Origin of the sequence: Maribellus sediminis, assembly GCF_011799805.1 — a bacterium.
Lineage (GTDB): Bacteria > Bacteroidota > Bacteroidia > Bacteroidales > Prolixibacteraceae > Draconibacterium > Draconibacterium sediminis_A.
Genome location: NZ_WXUB01000001.1, coordinates 1,643,070 through 1,655,775, shown reverse-complemented (window position 1 = coordinate 1,655,775; position 12,706 = coordinate 1,643,070). Strand labels below are relative to the sequence as shown.

Sequence of the window (12,706 nt, the reverse complement as noted above, 5' to 3'; positions counted from 1 at the left end):
TTTTAGTTATGTCTACCCGGCATGTGTTCAAAAGCTTCCATTTCGGTTTTTAATCCCTCGTCTCCGCATTCTTCCATCCATTTAATCAGCTCGTTTCGAAGCTGCTTTTTTATGCTTTCAAATTCAGGCAACTCGGCCAGGTTTTTCTCACACCACTTATCGTCAATAATGTCGTAAAGTTCCTCTTCCGGTCTAATTCGATACTTTTTCACGAGGGCCTCGGCGTTCTTATCTGTTTCCGCTTTTTCTTCCCACGATTTGTACCACAGTGTACCTTTTTCACCTCTGTTGTTTACCACGTTTTTGAATTCAACATCGGGTGTAATATTCCAGATATAGCGGTAACGATCGTTTACAATAGCCCGAATAGGATACTGTTCGCTGCCATTATGAATACCTCTTGTTGTCTGCAGGCTGTAAGCGTAATCTTTTACTTTTTCAGCTTTTCCGAGCATTAGCGGTAATAGACTTTTTCCATCCAGTTTCTCGGGAATTTTACCACCAGCCGCATCAATAAAAGTTGGCAGCAAATCGGAATATTCCACAATGGCATTTGATGTGGTTCCGGGCTGAATTTTTTGCGGCATTTTGGCTATTAGTGCCGATTTAACACCGGCCTCGTAACAGGTCCATTTGGCAAAGGGGAAACTGTTGCCCTGCTCGCTGGCAAAAACAACCATTGTATTTTCGGTAAAACCGTATTTATCGAGCAAAGTGAGTGCTTGTTCTACCTGCCCGTCGAGGAAGTTAATTTCGGCGAGGTACCGGCAATAGGCTTCGCGGGTTTCTTTTGTATCGACAAAATGCGGCGGCAAAGTAATTTTCTCGGGATCGAACTGCGATGGATCGCCTTTGCTCCACTGCGTGTGTGGTTCGTTTGAAGTAAGCATCAATGCAAAGGCTTCTTTGCTTTCTTTCACTTCCTTTAGAAACCCTTCAACCAAATCGAACTCCGGATTATTTTTGGTTCCGAGATACTCGAAAGGAAATACCGCTTCGGGACCAATATGCCTTTTACCGGAAAGTGCAACCCTGTACCTCAGAGGGGTCAGGTATTGCACAATACTTTCGGTTCCCTGATATGCGTTAGTATGATTTGGATAAGCCCCCGTTTTTACCGGGTACAAACCGGTAAAAATATTATGCCGGGTTGGCGAACACATCGGAGCTGCTTCGTAGCATCGTGTAAAAAGTATCCCCTCTGAAGCCAGCTTATCAATATTAGGTGTTTTTGAATCCACACTTCCGTAGCAACCAATATCCCAGTGCGTACAATCATCGGCGAGGATAAATACGATATTTGGTTGCTGACCGGCTGCTTCGGAAGGTGGGTTACCTGCTGAAACTGTTTGAACAACAAGCAACAAACAACCGAAAAATATACTAAGTATTATAGCTTTCTTTTTCATGAATCAGATTAATCAAGTAATCCGGCTTTTTTATGAATTTCATAAAGTTCTTCCGGTGATATTTTCATTACTGCCCTATCGTAGGTTATCAGTCCGTTAAGTTCACCTTCAACATCAGTAGTTTGGGTATAAACACCCGCACTGATTCCTTTTTTTCTTAACTCACCAAGAATTCTACAACTTTCAACATAACGTTCGATGTATTCTTCTTTAGTTTTTGGCATTCCACCGTAACCCCAGTTCCTTTTTGATGTATCCCAGATATGGTCTTTCTCAGCCCAACCATGGCCACCAAATTCACCAACAGCTTTTATGTAATCATTGTAAAGTTCTACGTCTAAAGGATAATTTGGATGCGGATACTCGTGCTGATCGGCAATGTCGCCCACTTCGAAGAAGTTACCACCACTGGCAATGTTTAACAGGCGCGACGGATCGTAGGCTTCTACCCAGTTACCAACTTCCATACTGCGATGTTGCCCCCAGCGTTCGTTAAAGGTTGTCCAAACTACTACCGACGGATGATTGTAAAGCACATCAATCATTGTTTTCAGTTCGTTTTTATATAACTCATGTGCCCAGTCCGGCCAGTCTGCATCAAGTGCATCTTCTCTGTGCCACTGATCTGGTCTTTTCGGAGCATAATCTTCGCTCTCCATGTGCAGTCTTTTCCATTTTGGCCATTCGCGGCCACCGCTACCACCCGATGTCTGGTCTTGCCAAATTACAAATCCCATACGGTCGGCATGGTAATAATATCGACGAATTTCAGCTTTTTTATGCTTGCGGATCATGTTAAATCCTGCCTTTTTCAGAAAATCCATTTCCCAAACGATAGCCTCATCCGATGGAGGAAGCAAAAAACTTTCAGGCCACCATCCCTGATCAAGTGGTCCGTAATGGAAAATTTCTTTGCCGTTTAAAGTGAATCGCCAGTTACCTTCTGCATCGCAGGCTTTTCCAACTGTTCTGAATCCGGTGTAAGAAGTTACAACATCAAGAACTTGTCCGTCTTCATCGAGCAATTCAATTTTCAGATCGTAAAGTTTTGGAGACGAAGGAGACCAAAGTTTAGCATTTTTTACGCTTAACAATACGTTGTTACACAGCCCCTTTTTCTGTGCCACAAGCTCGTCGTTATCAAAAACGCTAACCTGCAACTGGACTTTTTGTTGTAAACCGCCAATTGTTGCTTCTGCCTTTAATTCGCCATACATGTCGGCCAATAGTTTTACCGACTTAATATAGGTTTCAGGAACCGATTCAATCCAAACAGGTGCCCAAATTCCTGACGATGGCGTGTACCAGATACCACCGTTATCGCGCTTTTGTTTTCCGCGTAACTGGTATAAGTCGAAATCATCTGTTCCGTCGATCACGCGTAGTTTTACTTCGTTTTCGCCCGGTTTCACCAAATCGGTTACATCAAACGAAAAAGGCAGGTTACCGCCAACATGCGAACCGGCCAGTTCGCCGTTAACCCAAACCATACATTTGTAATCAACACCTTCGAAATTTAACAACTGGCGTTCGTTTGCTTTTGGAGCCAGTTCAAAAGACTGTTTGTACCAAATTACTTCGTTTGATTCAATTCGTCTTCCAACACCTGAAAGTGGTGTTTCCAAGGCAAAAGGAACCAGGATATTTTGTTCCCAGGCTTCAGGTTTTGTCGCGTTTTTTGATGTTACAGCATATTCCCAAAGACCGTTCAGGCTTTTCCATTCAGGACGCACCATTTGAGGACGTGGGTATTCTTTCCAAACATTATCAGGAGTTACTTTTTCAGCCCAGCGGGTTTTAATTCTATCGCCTACCGGCTGCCAATCCTGGGCATAAAGTCCAAAGCTGATTAACAGAACAATGGCTGTTAAATTAAATTTAATCTTCTTCATCTTTTAAATTGTTTATGCAAAATTATTCTTGTTTTAAATTTCTATCTGGATATTGAATTATAGAACTGGTAAAATCATTTAATAAATCAGAAATTTGATTTCCACCAAACTCCCAACCAAAAACCTACAATTCAATCATTTAAGGCTTTAAAATGATTGCCTTTTCTTGCATTTTGAAGCTCTTCGTAAGTGTCGAGTCCGGCACCCGGATCGCCCTGTTCTTTCAGCCATTTGTCGAGTTCCTTCGAAAGCTTTTTCTGAATTCCACTTACCTCTTTCTGATTGCTCAGGTTCTTCATCTCGTTCGGATCGTCAACCAAATTATAAAGTTCTTCTGCCGGACGTTTCTGGTAACGGGTTACCAAATCCAAAATTTCAGGATCATCCGAAGCATCGAAAACCCATGATGGCCAGTATTTATTTAGTGGCATACGCGCCATCAGATGCCGCTCGATATAAAGGTTTTCAGGGCTAAGATTACGTATGTAGTGGTACTTACCATCGGTAACTGAACGAATTGGATATGCCGGACCTTCGGGCACGTTGTTATGCATAAAGTAGGCATATTCGCGGTGCGTATCTTTTTCTCCGAGCAGAACGGGTAAAAAGCTGCTACCGTCAAATTCGGCTTTGGTAGTACTTCCAAGTGCATCAAGCAAAGTTGGCAACACATCGTTGTACTGAATAAGTGCATCGGTGCGGACACCACTTTCTACTTTTCCGGGCCAGCGCACAACAAATCCGGTGTGCACGCCATTGTTCCAGTTGGTCCATTTACAAAATGGCAACTGTGCACCTTGCTCCGATGTAAAAATCACGATGGTATTATCGGCAATATTAAGCTCATCAAGCAAGGCTAAAGTTTCTCCTATTTGTTGGTCAAGCACCTCTACTTCGGCCAGGTATTTGGCAAATTCGGTGCGTGTTTCTTTGTTATCAGCCAGGTATGGCGGAAGGTCAAATTCTTCGGGTTTGAAATGAGAAGGATCGCCAACTGTCCATGGAATATGAGGCACCACCAAGGCTGTTACCATACAGAAGGGTTGTTCCTGATCGCGTGCCATAAACTCTCTCATACCGGCAGCATCGTATTTTGCTGTTGTTGAAACGCAATTGTCTTCCACTCCTTCCACTATCTCAAAAGGATAAACACTGCGGGGGTCGGCATGTACTTTACCGGTAATACCAACGCGGTAATCCAGCTCTCCCAAATATTGAACAATACTTTGGGTTCCAGTTCGTGCAATGGCATGGTTCCAGCAAACACCGCTGCTAACAGGTTGCAAGCCGGTATATAATTCAGCACGGCAGGGCACACACATCGACATGGTGACAAAGGCATTATTAAAGGTCATTCCCTGCGAAGCCAGTTGATCGATATGTGGTGTTTTAACATTCTGTCCTCCGTAAAGCGGCAAATCACTGTGCGTACAATCATCCGCCATGATGATTAGAATATTAGGTTTTTGTTCTGCATTTGTATGCAACACGCTAACAAAAAGAAATGCGAAAACTAAAGTGATGATGTTTTTATACATACTTGTTTAGATTATATATTATACAGCTTTCAAAATTACATCTACCGACTGGCTCTCGTTAGCAAATATCTTCGTGACATGGGGACTTTCGTTCAGATTTCAACATTTATTGCTAAAATCCCCGGAAACACTCCATCGCGGAGAATAGCATCAGAACCCAGCTATTTTAATGCTTTAAAGCAGTTTACCCCTATGCTACTTTACGATAAAGTACGGTTCTTTTAGTAATTGCGCTTTAATTCCGAAATAGTTTCTACCCGGATCGTTGCTAATATCGTAATCTGTATTTAGCGTGGGTAATTGTATATCATGCGTTTCAAAATAGCTGTCGATATCCCGATTTAACTCCTCGAGAATTTTCTGATTCAAATTAGCAATATTGTTCAACTCCTGAGGATCCTTATCCATATCAAACAAGTATTCAGAATTGTCTTCGTAGTACTTGATCAGTTTATAATTGTCTTTAATAACTGCCACTCCCGGATGGGTACCTTTTTGATGCTGAATACCGGAAGTAATACAACTGAGCATAATAAATTGAATCATAAAATAGGATTTTTTTATTGACTGATGTACTCTGTTCGCAGGAAATGAAAGCATATCCCTTTTTCAAGGGATATGCTTTACCTAAACTATACTATGCTCTAACTAATAACCTGGATTTTGTTCACACAATGGATTAGCATTGATTTCAGTTTGTGGAATTGGAAAAAGCTTATGATGATCGTCAGCAATGGTAATCCCTCTTGCCTTGGCTGAGCTGATGAATTTTCCCATACGCAATAAATCCTGTCTGCGTACTTTTTCTCCATATAATTCCCACCCTCTTTCGTCGAGAATCCGGTCGCGCAATGATTCTTTTGTATAATCGCCCAATACAAGTGGGGTTGTCAAACCAGCTCTGTCGCGAACTTGCTGAATTAAATCCAGAGATTCCTGGGTGGGCCCGTTCAACTCGTTTAATGCTTCCGCACGTGACAGTAAAATATCAGCATAGCGAATAACTGCAAGGTCATTGCCATTGCTGTTTCCAACGGCATCCGGGTCAGGCGTATATTTGAATGATCGTGTATTATTCTTATTCAACAACGACACGGTCTTGCCTGCGGTATTGATATATTCGGTAATTATCAACTTTCTGCGTTCATCATTCGGATCAAACGAATTATAGAATGAATCCAATACGCGATCCTGCCTTGCCCAGTTCCTCTGGTTCACCTTAAATACAATAGATCCATCAACTGTTCTTGCAAATTGAGGAGGATAAGCTCCATTCATAAACTCGTTTCCTGGACGCTGTGTACTACATGGATAAACCCAGACTAATTCCTTTTGCTTCGTTTCGTTTTCAACCGTGAACAGAGTTGTATAATCAGACCATAACTCGTACTCATCTAAATCCATGAGTTTTTTAGCTGCATCAGCGCATTTTTGCCACTGTTTTGTATTAAGGTAAAATTTTGTAAGATAGCCCAGTGCAGCTCCTTTTGTAGCACGTCCATACTGATACCCGGGTGTATCCCTGGATGGAAGGACAGTAGAAACATCGGTAAACTCTTTTTCAAAAAACTCCCGCATTTCGGCATCGGTAGCACGGGCCATTTCCAAATCGCCTGTGGTGCTTAACCTAAGCGGTACGGGTCCCCACATGGTATACAAAATGTAGTATGCAGATGCCCTTACAAATCGGGCTTCAGCTGTTAATCTCGCCTTTGTTGCATCATCAACCGGCGATTGATCAATGTTTTCCAAAACAAGATTACAATTTCTGACTGAGTAATAACAGTTGTTCCACAAGCCAGTCCAGTGTGTTGGATAAGATGCATCCCAAGTGAAAGCAAGCATAACGGTTGCCTGAAGATTAACAGCGCCACCGGTTTCCCAAAAATGGTCGCAAGTCCATTCTTCCTGAAACCAAATATTACCACCAAAGTTATCGGTAATTTGGGCGTCGCGGTATGCCCCAAAAAGAACACGTTCTATTCCGTTTGCAGAATTAAATAAAGTGGCCGGATCAAGTTGCGAAAATACCTCTTCTTCTAATTGATCCTCACAGCTGGTAAACAATAATGATACTACCAGTAAAACGGTTGAAAAATAATATTTAAAATTCATAATAATTTCGTTTTAAAAGTTAAAAACCTAATTCTACTCCAAAAGTATAAGTCCGGTACACAGGGTATGAGTTGAAATCAATTTTCAAACTACTGTTACCGTTTGAGTTAGTTGTAGGATCTTGTCCTGAATAATTCGTTATTGTGTATAGGTTTTGTCCACTAACATATACACTTATATGATCAAATATCTTTTTGCTCTTCAACGGAACCTGATATGTTAATTGAGCGGTAGATAGTCGGATATAAGAGGCATCTTCAACTGTTAAATCACTAACAGCTTTGTTCCCCTGTCCCGCAGGATTTACAAATGACGGCCATTCGTTCGAAGGGTTTGTTTCAGTCCAACGATTTAAGTAAGGTTCCGCCATTCTGTTTCTTCGGTGACTTACCGGGTAGTAGGTTTCAACCTTTGAATTGTTTAACATCTCAACATTAGTTGCGGCATCAATAAAGAAATTCAGTTGGAAATTTTTGTATTCCAGCTGGTTCGTTAAACCCATTGTAAATGAAGGGATTGATTTCCCGAGAATAACGCGATCATTGGTATTAACGACATGATCACCATTAATATCTACAAATTTAACATCTCCAGGTTTTACCGGGTCTAATGTACCTGAAGCATCGATTTCGTCCTGGGTTTGCCATATGCCGTCAGTCTTATATCCATAGAACGAATTAAGCGCTTCTCCTTTTCGGATAATGGCTATCTGAGATGTCGATTGACCTGCACCAGTATGAATGATTTCGGAAATATCTCCAATATCTGTTACCTTGTTTTTCAATGTACTGAAATTTAGATTAGTGTTCCATTTCAATTTACCGGTCAGGTTCCTTGAGTCAATAGTAAATTCGAATCCACTGTTTTTTATATTACCAATATTTGACATGATGGATGTATAACCCGTTGATGCAGGTATCGGTAAAGCAAACAACATATCAAACGTATTCTTTTGGAAATAATCCATTGAAATCAATATCCGGTTATCCAGAAATCCCATATCAAAACCAACATTAATTTGTTCTGTGGTTTCCCACTTCAAGTCAGGATTTGCAATTCGTGTTGGAGCCAATGTAACATATTGTTCACCCCCAAGAATAACATTTCCTCCTTGGTTAAAGGTAGTGATCGACAGAAAGTTGCCAATATCCTGATTACCAGTACGCCCTATACTAGCTCTCAATTTTAACATGCTGAACAAATTCAGATCCTGAATAAACTCACGTTCATGCATTTTCCAAGCAAATGCTCCTGAAGGAAAATAACCATACTTGTTATTCTCGCCGAAACGAGACGATCCGTCAACCCTTAAAGTAGCGGTAAAAAGGAACTCATTGAATAAATTATAATTAGCGCGTCCGATATAAGATAGCAACTTATTGTTATTTTTTGAGCTATCCATAGTATACAACGCAGCATTCGCTAACGACATATTATTGGTTTCTGATTCATCAACCGGAAAGCCTTTCCCCGTTCCGGAAAAATTGCTGTTTATAAATTTTTGGTAAGTGATACCACCCATTACTGTAAAACTGCTGTTATTTTCCAAACTACGGTTGTAGGTACTTGTAAATTCGCCCAGATAGTTATTTCTGGTTCCGGTTAATACAGTTCCAATTCCTGAATTTGCTCTTCCATCTTTTGTCAAACGCGAGACGTAGGTATCCCTACGGCTGTTTCTGCTATCAAAACCGATGTTTAACTTTGCAGTCCATCCTTTCAATAGGGTATATTCTCCGAATATGGTCCCAAGCGTTCTGTAGTTATCTGTATTACTTGTTTTTCCATATACAAGGGCAAGTGGGTTATCGAGGTTCATCCATGAAACAACTTGATAGTTTCCATCTTCATCGAAAATGCTCAGTGTTGGATCATATCCCCTTGCTGCATATAACGAACTTCCCTCTTCATTGGTACTAAAACCGATCGGCACTGTGTTATCATGCGTGTAAGAGGTAGAGAAGTTTACACCAAACGTCATTTTATCTGTTTTGTGTTCGAGATTAAGTCTTGAATCATAACGTTCATAACCTGAAGTTATCAAAACTCCTTCCTGATTAAAATAATTCAAGGACGCAAAATACTTGGTTTTATTTCCTCCGCCCGTGAACGATAAACTATGGCTTTGAATAACGGCGTTACGCAATAATTCGTCCTGCCAATTGGTACCCCCGTCCTGAATTTCGGTGACACGTTCTGCTTCCGGCACGTTTGAGCCGGGAGTATCCAAAATATCATTAAGTATTCTCATATAATCCTCCGCCCCAAGGACTTCGATCATATCTTTTGGCGTTTGAATCCCGGTGTATCCGTTATAGGTAACTCTCATTGCCCCGGATGAACCTTTCTTTGTGGTAACCAGTATAACACCGTTGGCACCACGAGCACCATAAATAGCCGTAGCTGAAGCATCTTTTAAAATCTCAATTGATTCAATGTCTGCGGGATTGATATTAGCCATCGGACTACGAGGAACCCTCACCCCGGGTATTGTTGTTCCGTTACCTGAAATTACCTGACCATTTTCAATGGGAAGACCGTCGATAACATATAGCGGTCCGGAACCTGCATTTACAGAGCCAGCCCCTCGAATTTGCACTGTGGTTCCACCACCAGGTTCATTACTGGCTTGTGTGATCTGTACTCCGGCGGCTTTACCTTGCAATAATCCGGCAACTGTAGGAGTTACTCCTTTGTTCAAATCGTCTTTTCGTAGTGATGCTACAGAACCGGTTAAATCACTCTTTTTCACTGTACCATACCCAATTGCCACAACTTCTTCAAGGCCAATTGCATCAACTTGAAGCGTAATATCGAGTTTAGTTTGCCCTTCCAGTTCAACTTCCTGTGTTTTCATTCCTACAAACGAGAAAACAAGAATCTTCCCTTCGGTTACCGGCAATTCATAATAGCCATTAATATCAGTTACCGTACCATTGGTAGTACCTTTAAACAGTACTGTTACTCCAGGTAAAGCTTCCCCATTAGTGTCAGTCACAATTCCCGATATTGTTGCCTGATCATCTGCATCCATTGCAATTTCATCAACCGGAGTTACAGCAATGTAGCGGTCAATTATCTTGTAATTATACTTGTTGGCGTCAAAAAGCTGGGTAAGCACATCATGGATATTTGCATTATCAAAAGCAATATCCACATATCGATTCATAAGGTGATCATCATACTTCAACATGAAGTAAAATTCGGTTTCACTTTCAATTTGCTCAATAACCTCCTTTACAGTTGCCTGTTCCATTGTTAGCGTAATTTTTGCGGATTGCGCATAGGATTCAGCAAATGCATTCAGAGTTAGTAGTAGGACAAGAAAGGTTGTTAGTTTCATAATCATTAAAACTTTTTTTAGTTGCCCATATACACAAGGGCACTTGTCTGTTTTTTTCATAAATTTGACATGTTATTGGTAAATACTAAGTTTTATTTATCAAAGCGTTACTGGTATTGGCGTACCGGTAAAGCTGAACAGGCTAAAAATATTTCCAGTATTTTTGGCCTGTCGTCTTTTTAGGAAGTATCAGCTCTATTCATAAGTCAGCAATAAGTTTAATTAGTTAATTCAATATCTTATTTCCAGTAAATCAGACTTGGCTCATTTGCCCTGGGTATAATCTCGTATTCCAGCGAAGTGGTTAATTTTAGTACCTCAAGAATTTGATCGATAGGTTTGTTTTTCAAAATAGTACCAAAATACCTTTCATCACCCAGGCCCTCTTTTTGAATAATTATTTCAACATTATACCAACGTTCAATTTGTTTGGCTATATCCTCCAGGCGTTCGTTTCGGTAAGTAACCAGTCCTTCCTTCCACGAGGTATACATCTCTGTATCTACGTATCTAATATCTATCCTTGTTTCACTTTCAGCGAAATATGCTTTTTCACCAGGCACCAGTTTTGTCACCTCATCTCCGCTTGTATTTAACAGGCCGATGCTTCCCTCGATAAGTGTTGCAGTAAACGCTCTGTCTTCAGGATACGCCTGAATATTAAAAGAGGTTCCATACACTTTTACGCCAAGAAATTCGGAATTAACAATAAATGGATGTTCAACATCTTTTTGTACATCAAAAAATGCTTCTCCTTCGAGGTATAACTCACGATTTCCATAGGTAAAATCATTTGAATACTGAATTTTTGTTCCGGAGTTTAGCATTACCAAAGTACCATCAGGTAATTTAACATTGGTTATTTGCCCTGCAGGGGAAATAATGGTGCACATCTGTGAGTAAACAGGGCTCTCGTTTTCCATTGTTTTTGAAAAGAAATGACTGCCAATAGCGCCACAACTAATCAGAAGCAGAAAAATTGCAGCTCGTGCCAACCAGTGTTGTAATGTTTTGGTTTTTGCCGGTTTTGATTCCGATGGTTTTATATCACTCCAGGTTTTGCCCTCAACATTCTTTTCACGCGAAGTTAAAGCCCATATTTTTTTTATTTCAATATACTCTTCCTTATTGGAGGCACTCTCATCCAACCAGTTAAACAGTTGTTCCTTCTCTTTGTTACTTGCTTTTCCCTGCAGGTATTTCTGAATAATATTGTTGTTCATTTTTGCCATATGTTATACTGAGTACACATGAGAAGTTAAATACCCTTTATCAAATTCCATATTTTTTATACCTGGCAGAGAAATTTGAAGAGATTCTTCAATTTAATGGGAATAGAATAACTGAAGCATTCTCCTTTCAGCAGTATGTAAAGAAGTGAAAATTGTTCTACTGCCCTTCATTTTTTAAACGTACCCGTAAGATATAATTATCGGCAGTTATGTACAGCGCCGAATAATCATCGTTAAAAGCACAATTTGAAGTTTCCTGACCTGTTTTTATTCGCCCAAGAATTTTACCGTCACCGGAAAAAATAAAGATGCCGCCCGGCCCTGTTGCAAAAACAGTTCCGTTCATGTGCACTTTCATGCCGTCAGGTAGGCCTTTTTCTTTATGTGCCAAATCAGTCGCATCATAAAAGACCTTACCATTTTCAAGCGTTCCATCCTTTTTTACATCATAAACCATCCAAATCGCATAATTTGGATCAGAATTCGCAACATACAATTTTGAGTAATCCGGTGAAAATGCGATCCCATTTGGGCATTCTAATTCATTAGTAAGCAATTGAACAGTACCATTTTTTGAAATTTTAAATACACCCTGAAAATTTAATTCCTTTGCCGAATCATCCATTTTCTTCTCCAAACCATAAGGAGGATCAGTAAAATACAATTCTTCGCTTTTACTATAAACGGCATCATTAGGACTGTTTAATCTTTTCCCCTCATATTTGTGGGCGAGCGTTTCAAATTTTGATTCAGGTGATGTTGGAGAAGTCTTCATTCTTGCAATTCTGCGGTCTCCGTGCTGGCACAGAACCAAATCTCCTTCGGGACTTAAAAGAAGTCCGTTTGAACCCATCTCCCCACCTCTTTGGGTGTCTCCGGTATACCCTGAAGTTCGAAGGTAGATCTGTATCCCTTGCGATTCTGTCCACTCAAAAATCACATTTTCAGGAACATCAGAAAATATTAGTTTGTTGTCTGCAGCCAGCCAAAGTGGCCCTTCCGGCCAGTTAAAGCCTTCAGCAATAATTTCTATGCCTGTAGCAGTATCAATTAGATTGTTTAATTCTTTATCATTAATGATAATCTTGCCCGTTGTTTTATAGTTCTGAGCAAAACAAACAACCGAAATTATATTTAAAAGTACCAGTAAAATTAATTGCTGCATTTTTTCTTCTTT

Annotated in this window: 8 protein-coding genes; all 8 read right to left on the bottom strand. The window is 40.4% G+C overall.

Translation table 11 applies throughout. From position 1 onward, the window contains the following. Positions 1-2: 2 nt before the first annotated feature. The 8 genes from HFD85_RS06375 to HFD85_RS06340 all read right to left on the bottom strand — a co-directional run bounded on the left by HFD85_RS06375 (position 3) and on the right by HFD85_RS06340 (position 12,694). Positions 3-1,409, bottom strand: a complete 1,407-nt coding sequence (locus HFD85_RS06375; protein WP_167606347.1) for a sulfatase family protein — start codon at positions 1,407-1,409, stop codon at positions 3-5. Positions 1,410-1,417: 8 nt separating this feature from the next. Further along, positions 1,418-3,301 (bottom strand): glycoside hydrolase family 2 protein, encoded by a 1,884-nt coding sequence (locus tag HFD85_RS06370; protein WP_167606344.1) that lies wholly within the window; start codon positions 3,299-3,301, stop codon positions 1,418-1,420. A gap of 131 nt (positions 3,302-3,432) precedes the next feature. Then, the gene (locus HFD85_RS06365) at positions 3,433-4,839 is read right to left on the bottom strand and encodes a sulfatase family protein (RefSeq protein WP_167606341.1); all 1,407 of its coding nucleotides are present in this window, start codon (positions 4,837-4,839) and stop codon (positions 3,433-3,435) included. Between the two features lie 195 nt (positions 4,840-5,034). Beyond that, positions 5,035-5,385 carry a sulfatase/phosphatase domain-containing protein gene (locus tag HFD85_RS06360; RefSeq protein WP_167606338.1) on the bottom strand — a complete coding sequence of 117 codons (351 nt, stop codon included), beginning with the start codon at positions 5,383-5,385 and terminating at the stop codon, positions 5,035-5,037. 102 nt (positions 5,386-5,487) lie between these two features. Further along, on the bottom strand, positions 5,488-6,954 hold the full coding sequence (locus tag HFD85_RS06355) for a RagB/SusD family nutrient uptake outer membrane protein (protein ID WP_167606335.1): 1,467 nt from the start codon (positions 6,952-6,954) through the stop codon (positions 5,488-5,490). Positions 6,955-6,973: 19 nt separating this feature from the next. Beyond that, positions 6,974-10,357, bottom strand: a complete 3,384-nt coding sequence (locus HFD85_RS06350; protein ID WP_167606332.1) for a SusC/RagA family TonB-linked outer membrane protein — start codon at positions 10,355-10,357, stop codon at positions 6,974-6,976. Positions 10,358-10,536: 179 nt separating this feature from the next. Next, entirely contained in the window at positions 10,537-11,520 is a 984-nt protein-coding gene (locus tag HFD85_RS06345) for a FecR family protein (protein WP_167606329.1), read from the bottom strand. Positions 11,521-11,686: 166 nt separating this feature from the next. Next, positions 11,687-12,694 (bottom strand): SMP-30/gluconolactonase/LRE family protein, encoded by a 1,008-nt coding sequence (locus HFD85_RS06340; RefSeq protein ID WP_167606326.1) that lies wholly within the window; start codon positions 12,692-12,694, stop codon positions 11,687-11,689. Positions 12,695-12,706 lie beyond the last annotated feature (12 nt).